This is a genomic window from Bradyrhizobium sp. JHI2711 (assembly GCF_056156565.1).
On sequence record NZ_JBPZPT010000001.1, the window covers coordinates 678,580 to 692,751 of the forward strand.

14 protein-coding genes are annotated in these 14,172 nt (G+C 63.9%); 5 read left to right on the plus strand and 9 right to left on the minus strand.

From position 1 onward, the window contains the following. Positions 1-29 precede the first annotated feature (29 nt). The 4 genes from ACTEK7_RS03220 to ACTEK7_RS03235 all read right to left on the minus strand — a co-directional run bounded on the left by ACTEK7_RS03220 (position 30) and on the right by ACTEK7_RS03235 (position 3,672). Positions 30-794 (minus strand): PopZ family protein, encoded by a 765-nt coding sequence (locus ACTEK7_RS03220; protein WP_057029343.1) that lies wholly within the window; start codon positions 792-794, stop codon positions 30-32. A gap of 303 nt (positions 795-1,097) precedes the next feature. Beyond that, entirely contained in the window at positions 1,098-2,483 is a 1,386-nt protein-coding gene (locus ACTEK7_RS03225; RefSeq protein WP_035999388.1) for a TolC family outer membrane protein, read from the minus strand. A gap of 204 nt (positions 2,484-2,687) precedes the next feature. After that, positions 2,688-3,350 (minus strand): protein-L-isoaspartate O-methyltransferase family protein, encoded by a 663-nt coding sequence (locus tag ACTEK7_RS03230; protein ID WP_036028010.1) that lies wholly within the window; start codon positions 3,348-3,350, stop codon positions 2,688-2,690. A 142-nt stretch (positions 3,351-3,492) separates the two neighbouring features. Continuing rightward, a complete protein-coding gene (locus ACTEK7_RS03235; protein ID WP_035999393.1) occupies positions 3,493-3,672 on the minus strand; it encodes a hypothetical protein in 180 nt (59 codons plus the stop codon). A 458-nt stretch (positions 3,673-4,130) separates the two neighbouring features. Between ACTEK7_RS03235 and ACTEK7_RS03240 the strand changes: the two genes are divergently transcribed. Genes ACTEK7_RS03240 through ACTEK7_RS03250 form a run of 3 tightly spaced genes read left to right on the plus strand, consistent with a single transcriptional unit; the run spans position 4,131 to position 5,904 of the window. Beyond that, positions 4,131-4,778, plus strand: coding sequence for a CoA transferase subunit A (locus ACTEK7_RS03240; protein ID WP_035999395.1), 648 nt, complete (start codon positions 4,131-4,133; stop codon positions 4,776-4,778). Positions 4,779-4,782: 4 nt separating this feature from the next. Beyond that, positions 4,783-5,433, plus strand: a complete 651-nt coding sequence (locus ACTEK7_RS03245) for a 3-oxoacid CoA-transferase subunit B (protein ID WP_225125424.1) — start codon at positions 4,783-4,785, stop codon at positions 5,431-5,433. A gap of 12 nt (positions 5,434-5,445) precedes the next feature. Further along, positions 5,446-5,904 carry a MaoC family dehydratase gene (locus ACTEK7_RS03250; RefSeq protein WP_036039469.1) on the plus strand — a complete coding sequence of 153 codons (459 nt, stop codon included), beginning with the start codon at positions 5,446-5,448 and terminating at the stop codon, positions 5,902-5,904. A gap of 196 nt (positions 5,905-6,100) precedes the next feature. Here the strand turns inward: ACTEK7_RS03250 and ACTEK7_RS03255 are convergent, their stop codons facing one another. Together ACTEK7_RS03255 and ACTEK7_RS03260 are read right to left on the minus strand one after the other, a co-directional pair. Further along, positions 6,101-6,985, minus strand: coding sequence for an alpha/beta fold hydrolase (locus ACTEK7_RS03255; RefSeq protein WP_109143791.1), 885 nt, complete (start codon positions 6,983-6,985; stop codon positions 6,101-6,103). A gap of 9 nt (positions 6,986-6,994) precedes the next feature. Then, the gene (locus ACTEK7_RS03260; RefSeq protein WP_225147952.1) at positions 6,995-9,502 is read right to left on the minus strand and encodes an alpha/beta hydrolase; all 2,508 of its coding nucleotides are present in this window, start codon (positions 9,500-9,502) and stop codon (positions 6,995-6,997) included. Positions 9,503-9,634: 132 nt separating this feature from the next. Between ACTEK7_RS03260 and ACTEK7_RS03265 the strand changes: the two genes are divergently transcribed. Together ACTEK7_RS03265 and ACTEK7_RS03270 are read left to right on the plus strand one after the other, a co-directional pair. Beyond that, a complete protein-coding gene (locus tag ACTEK7_RS03265; RefSeq protein WP_225147951.1) occupies positions 9,635-10,561 on the plus strand; it encodes an alpha/beta fold hydrolase in 927 nt (308 codons plus the stop codon). Continuing rightward, on the plus strand, positions 10,558-11,157 hold the full coding sequence (locus tag ACTEK7_RS03270; RefSeq protein WP_225140824.1) for a hypothetical protein: 600 nt from the start codon (positions 10,558-10,560) through the stop codon (positions 11,155-11,157). The genes ACTEK7_RS03265 and ACTEK7_RS03270 overlap by 4 nt, the downstream gene beginning before the upstream one ends. 18 nt (positions 11,158-11,175) lie before the next feature. Here the strand turns inward: ACTEK7_RS03270 and fabI are convergent, their stop codons facing one another. Genes fabI through ACTEK7_RS03285 form a run of 3 tightly spaced genes read right to left on the minus strand, consistent with a single transcriptional unit; the run spans position 11,176 to position 14,143 of the window. Further along, positions 11,176-11,964 carry an enoyl-ACP reductase FabI gene (gene fabI / locus ACTEK7_RS03275; RefSeq protein WP_225147950.1) on the minus strand — a complete coding sequence of 263 codons (789 nt, stop codon included), beginning with the start codon at positions 11,962-11,964 and terminating at the stop codon, positions 11,176-11,178. Further along, entirely contained in the window at positions 11,961-13,175 is a 1,215-nt protein-coding gene (locus ACTEK7_RS03280) for an acetate/propionate family kinase (RefSeq protein ID WP_109145805.1), read from the minus strand. Before ACTEK7_RS03280 ends, fabI begins: the two co-directional genes overlap by 4 nt. 5 nt (positions 13,176-13,180) lie before the next feature. Beyond that, the gene (locus ACTEK7_RS03285) at positions 13,181-14,143 is read right to left on the minus strand and encodes a phosphate acetyltransferase (RefSeq protein ID WP_035999408.1); all 963 of its coding nucleotides are present in this window, start codon (positions 14,141-14,143) and stop codon (positions 13,181-13,183) included. Between the last annotated feature and the right edge of the window lie 29 nt (positions 14,144-14,172).

Consider the following 14,172-nt stretch of genomic DNA (forward strand, 5'->3'; position numbering starts at 1 on the left):
CGGGCTTTATGAGGGCCCTTCGGCCGCCCTCAGCGGCCGCCGCGCGAGACCCGCTCGATTTCGGCCTTCACGATGCGTTCAACGAGGCCGGGCAGGTTGTCGTCGAGCCAGGACTTCAGCATCGGCCGCAGCATCTCCTTGACCAGGTCCTCCAGCGTCCGCGCATTGCTGCTGAGCACCGTATGGGCCAGGGAGTTGAAGGCGGATTCGACCGCGGAGACCGTCGATTGCGCGAGGATCGGCTGCTGCGGGGGCAGCGGCGGCGCGTCGAAGTCCACCGGCGCGTAGGACGGCGGCGGGGCGGGACGCGGCGGCTCGGCGAATTCGAGATCGTCGCGTGGCTCGACCTTGCGGAAGGTCGGCGGCGGCGGAGGTGGCGTCGGGTCCATCGCCATGTCGTCGGTCAGTTCGAGCACGTCGGGCTCAGGCTCGGGCTCTGGCTCGGGCGCGCGGACCTCCGGCGTAGGTGTGGCCGCATCGAGACCCGCCAGCAACGCGTCGATATCGTCCTGGCTGTTGGATGCGTCCGCCGCGGGCGCCGGCGCAGGTGGCGGCGCCGGCTTTGCAGCCGGCGGCGGTGCCGGCTTCTCGGCGGCGGGTTTAGGCGGAGCGACCTTGGATGGCGGAATGTCGTTCATCGCCTGCGGCTTCGGCGGCGCGGCGGGCGCAGCAGCCTTCTCGGGCTTGGCGGCCTCAGCCGGCGGGGGCTTTGCCTCGTCGTCGGCAATGATGCGCCGGATCGAGGCCAGAATCTCCTCCATCGAGGGTTCTGTGACCTTTGCAGGCTGCGTCATCTCCGACTCCACATCATCAACGCCCTCGCATGCGTTGTTTTACACCAAGCACGGCAGGATTGGCCGGTTCCGCAACGATGGGTCCGCCATTTTCGTCGCCGCAGCCCGACTTGTCCCCAGATCACGGCTCGACGCGCAGCGGTGCGCCCCTGCCCCCGGCGCCGAAGCGTTACGCACACGACATCAACGCGGGCGAATCGACCCGCATCATCTTGGCAAGGCTATGTCAGGGATTTTGACGATTGCAAGCAAAGCACCGGTCGACCTCGGCTATTGGCGAGATCGACCGGATGATTACGGGAATCAGCGGCCGTCAGGCGTGCGCACACCCGCCCAGCTGTCCCGCACCTGATGATAGTGAACGCTGGGGTCGTAGGTCGTAGTCGCAAGGCCGAGGACCTGCGGCGATAGACGCCCGACCGCCGCGAGGACGTTATACGATGCGACCACGCGATCGTGCTGCGCGGTCACCAACGCAACGCGCGCGTTCACCAGCGCCTGCTGCGCATTGAGCACGTCCAGCGTGGTGCGCTGGCCGGCCTTGGCCTCCTCGCGGACGCCGTTCAGGGCGATCTCGGACGCCGTCACCTGCGCCTGAGCCGACTGCACCTGCGCCTTGGTGGCCTGCAGCGAGCCCCACCATTGCACAATGGTCGCGCGGGTCTGGTCGCGAGTCGTTTCGAGGTTGAGCCGCTGCTGCGCCAGGTTCTCCTTGGACTGGCGGATCAGCGAATATTCACCACCGCCATTATAGATCGGCACGGTGAGCTGCGCGATCGCCGATGCGGTGTACGAACGCATCTGAATCAAGGATTGTTCGTCGGCCCGCTGGGCCGTTGCCTGAACCGAAAGTGTCGGCAGCAACGCTCCTTCATTGATCTTGACCTGCAGATAATTGACGTCGATGCCGTACATGGCGGCCGTCACGTTGGGGTGCTCGATCAGGCCGAGCTCGATGGCGGAAGCCAGCGTCTGAGGCAGAAACCGATCGACAGGCGAGCCGGGCGCAAGATTCGTGGGCTCGTTGCCGATGATGCGACGGTAGTTCGCGCGGGTCGTCGTCAGATTCGCTTCAGCGGTGAGCGCCTGGGTCCTCCCGGCCGCCAGTTGCGCTTCCGATTGGGCGACGTCGGTGCGGGTCACTTCGCCGACATTGAAGCGGTCGCGGGTCTGCTTCAGTGTCTGCTCGAGGACGCGCACGTTGCTGCGCTGGACTTCGAGCGTGGCGGCATCCCGCAGATAGTCCATGTAGGTCGTCGCGGCGCTCAGCAGTACGCTCTGATCCATACCGCGCAGCGCTTCACGCGTACCGGACACCTGGCTCTCCGCCGCGCGGGTCCGGTTGGCGGTCTGGTTGCCATTGTAGAGCGTCTGTGTCGCCGTCACGCCAATGCTGCGAGGCACCCTCGTTCCGTAGACTGAGTTGGTCCCCGGGGCACTCTGCAAATCTTGATATGAATAGCCACCGGTCGCTGTCAGATTGACCCTCGGGCGATAGCCCGACAAGGCCTGAGGCACGCCCTCGTCAGTCGAGCGCACCTGGGCACGCTGTGCGTTGAGCTGCGGGTTGTTCTGATAGGCGCGCACCAGCGCGCCCTCGATCGTATCCGCCAAGGCAGGTGTCGGCCCGGCAAGCGCCAGCAGCAGGACCGAAACCGCAGCTCCGGTGAAGAGCTTCACCCCATGCATCCGTGAAATTCCGTTCGTTCTAGCGCCCGGCTCGTGCCCGCGAGCCGGGGTACCGTACCAATGGAGTCGTTGCCCCGCCGCAACATAGGACGCGGTCAAGCGCGACGGAACTACCTGGGGGTGGTTCTCAGTGGAAACTCTTCGCGTGCAGCATCCCGGCCACACTTCTGATTCAGAACGGGATTTGGGGCGGCTTTGGGGCCGTCAGAAGACAAAGGCAGCCGCCCGTTCCAGCCCGGGAAGCACCGGGGCGGCGGCGTCGAACAGGGTCCGATGACCGAATTCGCCGTGGGTACGGGTCACGATCGTGGCGCGCGGCGGCCTCGATTCGGCCGACACCCCCACCAGGCGCCCACCCTCCTTCAGCTGCCCGAGCAGCGCTTCCGGCATCACCTCGGCCGCGCCGTTGAGGAGAATCACATCATAGGGGGCAGCAGCAGGGTCCCCCTCGGTGCAGGCCGCCGCCTTGCAGGCGACATTGGCAAGCCCCTGGGCGGCGAAGGCGTCGCTGGCCTTGGCCGCCAAAGCCGAATCGCACTCGGTCGCCGTGACCTGACGCGCGAGCTTGGCGGCCAGTGCGGCGAGATAGCCGGTGGCGCAGCCCACGACCAGCACGTTGTCATCCGCGCCGATCTCGGCGGCCTGGAGCAGCTTGCCGGTCAGCGCCGGCTTGATCAGGAACCGCTTGGCGGCGCCTTCGCTGACGTCGAGGTCGAGATCGAGGTAAGCCAGCGCCTGCCGGCCGGCCGGCACGAAGGCCTCGCGCGGCACCGTGAGCATGGCATCGAGAACACGACGGTCGGTGACGTCATTGGTGCGCACCTGGCCATCGACCATTTTTTGGCGCGCGGTCGAAAAACCGGACATTTGCGGACCCTGCAATGCGGACGATGCCGCGGAGAAAAATCGCGGCATCTTTTGGAGCATGCTCGGTCAAAACGCAACATAGCGGTTGGCGATGCGCGTTTCGCCCTCCGCAACCTCTCCTGATGGGAGGGCCGGGCCGGCCCTATTCGATGGCGACTGCCAGGCGGCCAATGAGGCCAGCGACCTCGTCAAGCCGCGCCGAATCCGGCGCCTCGACTGCGCGCGCGAGACAAGCGAGGCATTCATCGTCGCTGAGCTCGGGGATGCCGGCCGGCAGAATCGAGGGGGCCAAATCAGAACGGTCGACCTTGTTGTCTGGCATGGGAATCAGCTCCGCGAGTGTCCGGCAGATCCACGCTCGACGTAAATTGAGTCGTTTTGGCGCCGTCCGAATGGCGGGACCTCGCCGACGCACAGGTGTTCGAGCGCGATTCCGTGCTGCACCCCGGTGCTTCGCTCTAGATTTCAGGCAAAGCACATAGCACGCAGCATCAGGATGCAAGGGCAAGCTTTTGAATTTAGTAAGATTCGGCTCTCCGGACTGGATCCGGTTTTGTTACGGAAGCGTCGGTTTCTCTTGAGCCTTTTAGCGCGCCTCAGCGTCGAGGTTCCCAAATCATTCCCAAGGCCTACCATGCGTTCACGTTGGAGAAGGGCGCGCTGACGGCGCGCAATGATCCAGAGGCCCTTGACCCATATCAAGGGAGCCCGTCGCCCGCCCGCCAACATCCACACATTACCGCCCTTCAGCCCATCGTCGGGCGACCGGGAGTTTCGATCATGAAGGCTGTTTCCGTCGAAGAAGCCGTTGCGATGATCCCGGCGGGCGCCAGCGTCATGGTTGGCGGCTTCATGGGAGTTGGAACGCCGGAGCGGCTGCTCGACGAAGTCGTGCGTCAGAGGAAGACGGGTCTGACCTTGATCTCGAATGACGCGGCCACGCCCGGCAAGGGCGTCGGCAAGCTGTTCGATCAGGCACTGGTGTCGAAGCTGACGGCAACGCATATCGGTCTCAATCCGAAGGCGCAGCAGCAGATGCTGGCGAACCAGATCGCGGTCGACCTCGTGCCGCAAGGCACCTTCGTCGAACGCATCCGCGCCGGCGGGTGCGGTCTCGGCGGGGTGCTGACGCCGACCGGGGTCGGAACGCTGGTGGCCGAAGGCAAGCGCCAGATCGAAGTCGACGGCAAGCCGTTCCTGCTGGAAACGGCGCTGCGGGCGCAATTCGCATTGGTGCACGCCTTCCTCGCCGACTACCTCGGCAACCTCGCCTACGCCCTCACCTCGCGCAATTTCAACCCGGTCATGGCGATGGCGGCCGACACCGTCATCGTGACGGCGGAGCATATCGTCCCGGTCGGCGTGATCGCGCCCGATCACGTCGTCACCCCCGCGCCGCTCGTCGACTATCTCATCACCAACGGGTGACATCATGGATCCCCAGATCATCATCGCCCGGCGTGTCGCCAAGGAGCTGAAGAGCGGCAATCTCGTCAATCTCGGCATCGGCATTCCGACCCTGGTCGCCAATTATGTGCCGTCGGACCTGAAGGTCTTCTTCCAGTCCGAGAACGGATTGATCGGCACCGGGCCGATTCCCGAGCAGGGGATGGCGCATCCGACGCTCACCGATGCCGGCGGACGCCCGATCAGCGCGCTGCCGGGCGCATCCACCTTCGACAGCGCGATGTCGTTCGGCTTGATCCGCGGCGGCCACGTCGATGTCACCGTGCTCGGCGGCCTCCAGGTCGATGCGCATGGCCATCTCGCGAACTGGATGATTCCGGGCAAGATGGTCCCGGGCATGGGCGGCGCAATGGACCTCGTCACCGGCGCCAAGCGCGTGATCGTCGCCATGCAGCACGCGGCCAAGGGCAAGTCGAAGATCGTGGTGAAATGCTCGCTGCCGCTGACCTCGGCACGCCCTGTCAACCTTGTCGTGACCGACATGGCCGTGATCGGTTTTCCCGATGGCAAGGCGACGCTGCTGGAAACAGCACCCGGCATGAGCATCGGCGAGGTCATGGCCTTGACGGAGGCCGAACTCGCCATTCCCGACAATGTTCCGGAAATGAAGCTCTGAACAGGTCAACCCATGCGAATATTCAGCGACTTCAACGAGATCAAATCCGCAATCGGCACCGAGATAGGCGCCAGCGACTGGATCGAGATCACGCAGGACCGCATCAACCAGTTCGCCGAGGCGACCTGCGACGAGCAGTGGATCCATGTCGACCAGGAGCGCGCCAAGCAGGAGATGCCGGGCGGCAAGACTATCGCCCATGGCCTGCTCTCGCTTGCCCTTGCCCCGCTGTTCATCCGCTCGGTCATCGGCCTGAAGGGGCTGCGCAACACGCTGAATTACGGTGCTGACCGCATCCGATATCTCGCGCCGGTTCCGGCCGGCTCGAAGCTGCGCGGCCGGGTCACGATCGCGGAAGCGGAGGACGTGCCGCCGGACGGGCTGCGCGTCAACTACCACCTCGTGATCGAGATCGAGGGCGGCAAAAGGCCGGCCTGTGTCGCCGAATTGATCGCTCTGCACTATCGCTGAGTCAAAGAGTCGAAAAACCACCCCATGCACAGTAGACATGGGGCTGATTTGACGGATGTTTCCTGTTCGCCCGGAACCGGTTGCTCCGTCGGGCAAAACACTGGCAATATGTCACCATCGATCATGGGTCCCGGACTGCTCAGCGCGTCAATCGACGATGTGGTGGCCGCCGTCGACGTCGAGGCCCCGCCGGGGATCAGCTTGGCGCCGTGGATGGTGACGCGGCACGTCCTCCGAACCAGGCGCCGAAATAGCCTGCATAAAGTGCCGGCGATTCGAGGTTCATCGAATGCCCTACGCCTGGCACGATGACCAGCCGGCAATCCGGCATCGCTTCGGCCATAGCACGGAGATCGGCCGGCGCGATCCAACCGTCCCGCTCGCCCCACAACACGAGGTGCGGATGCCGGATCTCGGACATACGGCGCTCCAGCTCACGGCTCTCCTTCTCCCGCGTCAGGTTCACCGGCGTGCCGATCCAGATCCCCTCCGATACGCCGAAGGTCTGCTCGATGATCCGATCGAACAGCGTCTGGATCTCTCCCAGCCCCTCGCGAAAGCGAGGGACCATGTTCGGCCCCATGCTCTCCGGGACGAACAGCGAAGAAGCGGCTGTAGCCATCACGGACCGCGTCAGCTCCTTGCTCGACATCATGGCCCTGAATAATCCGATCTGATCGGCATCGAAGGCCATGCCGAGCGGCGTTACCGGATCGAGCGCGAACACACGGCCGAAGCGCTGCGGCTGCTCGAGCAGCATTCTGGCGGCGATGATGCCGCCGGTGGAATGTGTCGCGAGATGGCAATAGCCGATCCCGAGCGTATCGAGCGCCGCCAGCATGTCCTCGGCGTGCTGCCGCATGGAGTAGTTGGAATAGTCGGCCGACGGCTTCGGCCGGTCGCTGTCGCCACAGCCGCGCCAATCGATTGCAACCACACGGAGCCCGATCGGAAACAATGGCGCGGCGAGCTCGATCCAGTCCTTGCTGGCGAGATTTCCGTGGATGAAGACGACGGTGACGTCGCCTCCTCCCCACTCCCGCCAGCCGAGTCGGAGTTCGCCCGCCTGCACCCTTGGCATCGCCGGGCCCTACTTGTTGAGGCCAGCCGTCGGAGCCGCTCCAGGCGGTGTCGGCGCCACTGGCAAGGCAGAGACGACGGCGCCCTTGATCATGCGATCGGTTCCGAGCGGCGATGATGTGTCCACCTCCCCGTTGGTCACGAAATCCACGACATCGGCAGCGTATTCCACTGGATTATCGGTGTGGATGAAGTGTCCGGTCTCCGGATAGATCTTGAGCATCGGCCGGTTGCCGGCATTGGTCATACGCGTCATGAACGGCGTGATGACGTCGCGGCCGAGGTCCGTCAGGCCGTTGAACGCAGGCGTCGGAATGAACGGCTCCTTGTCGCCGAACGCCAGGAAGATCGGCGCTTTGATCTGGGTGACCCGCTCATAGAGGTTCTTCGGGTCATCCTGCTGGAGCTCAGCACCGATCGTGTAGATGTCGAAGATGAAGACGTTGCACCACTGATCGAGCTCCTTCGGGTTGCCCTTGGTAAGCCCGGCGCGTTGCTCGGTATGGAAACGGGCATATTCGCTGTCGTTGAAGAAGTATCCGCTCTTCGCAGCCGATACCACGCCGGTGTCCGGATCACGTTTCTTGAAGTAGAAGAAGTCGCGGACGTTCTGCTCGCTCCGCGCCTTTTCCGCAGCGAGAATACCGGTCTGGTCCCAGACCTGCTTCCACTTGTCGAAGTCTCGGCCGAGACCGTCGGCGAACAGAGGCGCCTTCTTGTCCTTGGCAATGGTGATCTCGCGCGGATATTCCTCGAGGCCGGACGGCGCCTCCAAGGCGAGGCCCTGCACCGCATCAGGCCAGGTCAGGGCGTAGCCCACGACGAACTGGCCGCCGAGCGAGTGGCCGAGATAGTACGCCTTCTTGACTCCGAGCTGGTTGACCACGAGGTCGTAGATCACCTCGCGCATGTCCTGCATGGTGCGAGCGGGATTCTTGTCGAGATTGCCGGGCCCCGACATGCCGTAATGCGGTAGGTCCGGCACGATCACGCGCAGGCCGCTGCGCAGCGCATACTGCATGATGTTGCCGTAATGGCCGCCGAACGCGCCCTTGCCGTGGATGATGACGAGCACCTTCGGATCCTTGTCGGTGCCGGCATACTCGTCCATGTAGCCGATTTCCCAGGAATTGCCGCTCTTGTCCTTGGCACTGCCGAATTTGACCGGATAGGGATAGGTCACGTAGGCCTTCCAGAACGACTTCTTGGGATCGATCGTCTGGGCGACGTCGGGCACGCGATAGTTCTTGTCGACGAATTTCTGGGCACGATCGAGGGCCGCCACGTCATCCATGAAGGTGACGAACTTCGGATCGTTCTTGCGCTGATTGATGATCGGGAACACGCCGTAATGCGCGACCGGGCTCTCCTGTGCGATGAGGTCAGCGCCGGGCACACGATCAACGGCCTTCTGCGCCAGCTTGAAGTTGAGCCAGAGATCGTTGGTGATGTGCATCACCAGCGTGCGAGCCTGAATGCGACCGAGATAGGGATTGACGTTATGGGTCTCGCCGACCCGATTGCGCCAGACGAGGTCGACGGCGTCGTAGAGCTTGGCGCGATTGGTGACGTTGAGGCCGGCCTTCTCGTTCGGCGGATCCCAATAGAAAATCTCGGGCTGTACCGCCGCCCAGTTCTGGGTCGTGCGGAAGGAAAAGTCATAACCCGTCATGCCGAGGATCGACCAGCCGAAGGCCACGCCCGGCACCGGATGCTTTTCCTTCGGGAGCTTGTAATAATCGCCCTCGGTCGCCTGCCAGACCGGATCGCCCTGGATCGCGGCCGTCATCATCTGGAAGGTCCAGTTGCCGACGGGGTCGTCGCCATCCGATTGCGTGGTGCCGCCGATCGGCATCAGGGCGCTGACATATTCCGGATGCATCACGCCCCAGACGTAGGTCTGCGTGCCACCCATGGAGACGCCGGTCACCAGCGCGACGCGCGCGACCTTCAGCTCGTCGCGCAGCAGGCGGTAGTTCGCCTGCACCATGTCGTAGTAGCTGTATTGCGGAAACTTGATGCCTAGGCCGTCGGATGGCTTGCTCGCGCCCCAAGTGCCGAGCGGATCGACCATGATGACATAGTAACGATCCGTATCGATCGGCCGGCCCGGACCAATGATGGGTACGCCACCCGACAACGCCGCACCCTTGACCCACTGTTCGTACATGTCGGTGGAATCGCCGGAATAATAGGAGTTGATCACGATGGCATTGGTGATCTCGCCCGCCGCGTTGCGCCTTGCGTTGCCGACGGCGATGTAAGCCGTGCGCAGCTTGCCGGCCCCGAGCGATTCCAGCGTGACGCCGCCCTCGCCGCCGTTCTCCCATTTGGAAGGGTCGGTCAGGTCGTACTTGCCGCCCAGGCGGAAGTTGGCGATCTCGTAGGTCTTCTTCAGCCCGTCATGCTGCACCTGCGACGAACGGCGCGTGAAAGGCTGTGCGGTTGCGATCGCCGTTCCGAGCAGCAGCACGATCAGGCTCAACAGGCAACGATTCAACGCATCTCGTCCGGCCATGATGCGATCCTCCCTGGAAGATTTTCCTGAAACGCTAGGCAGGGCGGCCGGGGAAGGTTTGATCTAGCTCAATGGAATCCGCTCGGAGGAATCGAGGATCGCGGGCATCAAAAGACCGGCGATACCCTCGCGATGCCCTTACTCAGCCACGGCTCATATCGGATCCGCTATGAGCTCGACGGGCCGGCGGGCGCACCGGCCTATGTTCTCGTGAACGGGCTGACGCAATATTCCGAGCTGTGGAGCGCCTATCGCGAGGCCTTGTCGGCGCGAGGCTTTCGCGTTGCGACCTTCGATCTTCTCGGCCAGGGCGCCTCCGACAAGCCGAGGCTCTTCATCAGCCAGGACGATCAAGTCGCTGCACTGCGCCTCCTCATCGACGAACTCGGGGACGGTCCGATCTTTCTGAGCGGGATCAGCTTTGGCGGCCTGATCGCGCTGCGATATGCGATCGAGCATGGCAAGCGGCTGGCCGGGCTGGTGCCGATGAGCTGCTTTGCGGAGCTGTCGCCGCAACTCTTGCTGCTTGGCAATGCGCTGCGGACCGGCCTGATCCTCGGTGGCACGAGTTACCTCCAGGATCTCCTGTTGCCCATGAACCTCTCGGACCAATGGCTGAAGCCACTGCTGGACAAGCTCGAGAGCGTGAAGCGGCAAGGTTGGCTGGTCAACGACGTCTACGCGCTGCAAAACCTGATGGAATCTTTCCTCGACTTCCAGCCGCTCACGCCGCGCCTGTCCGCGATCGCCGTTCCGACCATGATTCTCAACGGCGAGTTCGATTTCCTGACGCCGCGGGTTCTCCACGAAACATTGCGTGTCGAGATTCAGAACAGCTCATTGGTGATCATCCCCAGGGCCTATCACGCCTTCACGCTGGAGAAAGGGGCACTGACCGCCGATCTGCTGGCGCGCTTTGCCGAAGACGTGCTGGCCGGCCGCTGGCAGGGCAATCAAGCGGTCTGGGTGGCGCCGGACCAGCCCGGCGGCGAGCTCACGCCGTTTCCTGCCGGCTACGATCATCTGCGTGCCATCCCGGTCAAGCGAGCGCTGCCATGAGCGGCTTCCTCGGTCCCGTCGCGCCGGACGGTCGCATTCCACCGAACCAGCAGACGAAGGTCGCAGCATTCCTGATTTCGGCGCACGGCGCCCTGGCTCGGCAATTCGCTTTCATGCTGCCCGCGAGGCTCGACGCGGCATGGCAGACCGAATTGAATGCTCAATTTTATCGCGAGACCGAGATCGTCTCGCTGCTGCTGCGCGCCACGTCCTGGGTGCTGGATCCTTCCCTGGGTTACATGCTCGCCTCATGGGAGTCCGCCTGGCTGCCTGCACCGGTCGAAGGGATCGCAGACCCTCGCCTTGCCCAAATGATTCACCTCGCAGCGCTTGCCCACGCCGTGCATGCCGGCATACGGCCGGCTGCGATCCTACCGATCGAGGCCAATGCGCAGGATCCTTTTGTTATGGCGCTACGCCGGATCGAATTTGAGAGTGGCCGGCTGTTGCAGGCCCAGATTCTGTTTCTGAAGAGCACAGACCTTGCGCCGCATCGCGACGCGGTCAGTGCGGCGCTCGCGCAGCGTCACGCCGACGTCCGCAAGCTCTGGCGCGAATTACTCGAGTGCATCGGCATCGGCGTACCGCCGGCATGACAACGCGCGATTGCGCGCTCAATCGATGATGTGATAGCCGCCGTCGATATAGAGCACGCCACCGGTGATCAGCTTGGCGCCGTCGAGCGCCAGGAACGCGGTGGCGTTGCCGACATCGTCGATGCTGACGAGGCTGCGCGAGGGCGCCTTGGATTGCGCCTTGTCCATTAGCTCATCGAACTCCGGAATGCCCGAGGCCGCGCGGGTGGCGAGCGGCCCTGGCGAGATCGCGTGCACGCGGATGCCCTTCGGACCGAGCTCGGCAGCGGCATAGCGGACCGCGGCTTCGAGCGCCGCCTTGGCAACGCCCATGATATTATAGTTCTCCACCACCATCTGGCTGCCGTAATAGGTCATGGTGAACATCGTGCCGCCGTTCTTCATCAGGGGTTCGGCTAGATGTGCCATCCGCAGGAACGACCAGCAGGAGACGTCCATGGTCTTCAGAAAGCCGTCGCGGCCGACGTCGACGACGCGGCCGTGCAATGCTTCCTTCGGCGAAAAGGCGATGGAATGAAGCAGGAAATCGAGCTGCCCCCACTCCGACTTGATCCGCTCGAATACCGCTTCAGTCTGGCCTTCGACCATGACGTCGAGCGGCAGGAAGATCGGCGCTTCCAGGGCCTGCGCCAACGGCTCGACGTGCTTCTTGGCGCGGTCGTTCAGATAGGTGACGGCGAGATCGGCTCCGAGCGCGCGAAACGCCCTGGCGCAGCCCCAGGCGATCGATTGGTCGTTGGCGATGCCGACGACGAGGCCCTTCTTCCCCTTTAGTGCGACCTTGCTGTCCGGAAATACTGTAATCATGACACCCTCTCTTGTCTGGGGTTGGGCGATTGGCCGTTCATCAACAGCGTCAGCGTGTGCTGCGCAATCATGAGCTCCTCGTCCGTCGGGACGACGTAGACCGGAACGAGACTCGTCTTTGCCGATATCAGCCGCGAATGGCGCGTGTTCTCGGCTGGGTCGAGTGCCACGCCAAGCCAGCCGAGCTGCTCCGCCACACGCGCGCGGATGCCGCTCGAGTTCTCGCCGATGCCGGCGGTGAAGACGAAGGCATCGATCCCCTGCAACGCCGCCGCCAGCATTCCGGCGTTGAGGCCGATGCGATAGACGAAATAGTCCACCGCCAGCTTCGCTTGCGGATCCGTGCTCGCCTCCAGCTCGCGCATGTCGTTGCTGAGCCCGGAAAGCCCCTTCAATCCGCAATCGCGATAGAGAAAATCCTGCACCTTCGACGGCGTCATCCCCTTCTCGGACAATAGGTACAGCACGACGCCCGGATCGAGCTGGCCCGGGCGCGTGCCCATCGGCAGCCCATCGAGCGCGGTGAATCCCATCGTGCTCTCGACGCTCAGCCCATTCTTCATCGCGCACATCGACGCGCCACTGCCGAGATGGGCGACAATCACCCGGCGCTTTGCGACCTCTGGCGCAATCTGGGGCAAGGTCCTGGAGATGTACTCATAGGAGAGCCCGTGAAAGCCGTAGCGTCGCACACCTTCGGCGTGAAGCTGGTAGGGGATGGCGTAATGATCGGCCAGCGGACCGTGCGTGCGGTGAAACGCGGTGTCGAAGCACGCGACCTGGGGTATCGTCGGGAAATTAGCCAGGATCGAGCGGATCGGCGCCAGATTGTGCGGCTGATGCAGCGGCGCTAACGTGACGAAGCGTTCTAGCCGTGCCACCACGCCATGATCGACGAGAATTGGCCGCTCATGATCCGGCCCGCCATGAACGACGCGATGCCCGACCGCCAATGGATGGATGCGCGCCTCGTTCCGCAGCCATTCCCCCGCGACTTGCATCGCCGCCGGCACGTCCGGAATGGCCTCGATCGGATAGGCCCGGTCCGCCATGGGATCATTGCCTGCCCTGCTCGCCCGCAAGCGCGGACGGCTGCCGATGCCGTCCACCTGCCCCTTGATCAGGCGGCGCAGAACGCCCTCACCCTCGACCGCAAAGACCTGGAACTTGACGCTCGATGAGCCGGCGTTGACGACGAGGATGCTGTCCATGGCGGTCACGCCGCGACTGTCGGCGCCTTCTGGCGCCGCGCGTGAGCATAAAGTGCAGCAACTGCGCAGGACGCCATCCGCGCTCTTGGGCTGTCCGCACGCGAGGTCAGGACGACGGGGACGCGCGCGCCGAGCACAATGCCGGCGCCGTCGGCCTTGGCGAAATAGGCGAGGTTCTTGGCCAGCATGTTGCCCGCTTCGAGGTCGGGCACGACCAGGATCTGAGCACGGCCGGCCACCTCGGACTTGATGCCCTTGATCCGCGCGGATTCGAGGTCGATCGCGTTGTCGAACGCCAGCGGCCCGTCGATCACGCCGCCCGTGATCTGGCCGCGATCCGCCATTTTGCAGAGCGCCGCGGCCTCGATCGTGGATGGAATCTTCGATGTGACGGTTTCGACCGCGGAAAGGATGGCCACCCGCGGCGACTTGCCGAAGCCCGCCTGATTGTAGAGATCGATCGCGTTCTGAATGATGTCCCGCTTGGCGTCCAGATCGGGGAAGATGTTGATTGCGGCGTCAGTGACGAAGATCGTCTCGGCGTAGGCCGGCACATCCATGACGAAAACGTGGCTGATGCGCCGATCGGTGCGCAATCCCCCGACTTTGGCCGTGACGGCTCGCATCAGCTCGTCGGTGTGAAGGCTGCCCTTCATGAGCAGTTCGCCGCGCGCGGCATGGATCAATTCGACACCCCTCGCCGCGGCTTCGTCGCTGTGCGCGGCATCCACGATCTCATAACCCGAGATGTCCAGGCCGAACGTGCCAGCCGTATCCCGGATCTTCCGCTCCGGTCCGACCAGGAGCGGCCGGATGATGCCGGCAGACGCGCTGTCGACGGCGCCGCGCAAGGATGTCTCATCGCAGGGATGCACCACGACGGTCGGCGTCGGCGGGATTGCCCTGGCCGCCGCGATCAGGCGATCATACTTGCTGGGAGACTGCGTGGCCGTCGCATCTGCTGACATGATGTCGCTCCCGATCCTTGCAACTCGCG

Bases quoted from the DNA above. Each gene is read 5' to 3' on its own strand.
- ACTEK7_RS03245 (WP_225125424.1), top strand. From the start codon at position 4,783: ATGGATCCCCAGATCATCATCGCCCGGCGTGTCGCCAAGGAGCTGAAG.
- ACTEK7_RS03285 (WP_035999408.1), bottom strand. From the start codon at position 14,143: ATGTCAGCAGATGCGACGGCCACGCAGTCTCCCAGCAAGTATGATCGC.
- ACTEK7_RS03260 (WP_225147952.1), bottom strand. From the start codon at position 9,502: ATGGCCGGACGAGATGCGTTGAATCGTTGCCTGTTGAGCCTGATCGTG.
- ACTEK7_RS03240 (WP_035999395.1), top strand. From the start codon at position 4,131: ATGAAGGCTGTTTCCGTCGAAGAAGCCGTTGCGATGATCCCGGCGGGC.
- ACTEK7_RS03270 (WP_225140824.1), top strand. From the start codon at position 10,558: ATGAGCGGCTTCCTCGGTCCCGTCGCGCCGGACGGTCGCATTCCACCG.
- ACTEK7_RS03225 (WP_035999388.1), bottom strand. From the start codon at position 2,483: ATGCATGGGGTGAAGCTCTTCACCGGAGCTGCGGTTTCGGTCCTGCTG.
- ACTEK7_RS03280 (WP_109145805.1), bottom strand. From the start codon at position 13,175: ATGGACAGCATCCTCGTCGTCAACGCCGGCTCATCGAGCGTCAAGTTC.
- ACTEK7_RS03255 (WP_109143791.1), bottom strand. From the start codon at position 6,985: ATGCCAAGGGTGCAGGCGGGCGAACTCCGACTCGGCTGGCGGGAGTGG.
- ACTEK7_RS03230 (WP_036028010.1), bottom strand. From the start codon at position 3,350: ATGTCCGGTTTTTCGACCGCGCGCCAAAAAATGGTCGATGGCCAGGTG.
- ACTEK7_RS03265 (WP_225147951.1), top strand. From the start codon at position 9,635: ATGCCCTTACTCAGCCACGGCTCATATCGGATCCGCTATGAGCTCGAC.
- ACTEK7_RS03235 (WP_035999393.1), bottom strand. From the start codon at position 3,672: ATGCCAGACAACAAGGTCGACCGTTCTGATTTGGCCCCCTCGATTCTG.
- ACTEK7_RS03220 (WP_057029343.1), bottom strand. From the start codon at position 794: ATGACGCAGCCTGCAAAGGTCACAGAACCCTCGATGGAGGAGATTCTG.
- fabI (WP_225147950.1), bottom strand. From the start codon at position 11,964: ATGATTACAGTATTTCCGGACAGCAAGGTCGCACTAAAGGGGAAGAAG.
- ACTEK7_RS03250 (WP_036039469.1), top strand. From the start codon at position 5,446: ATGCGAATATTCAGCGACTTCAACGAGATCAAATCCGCAATCGGCACC.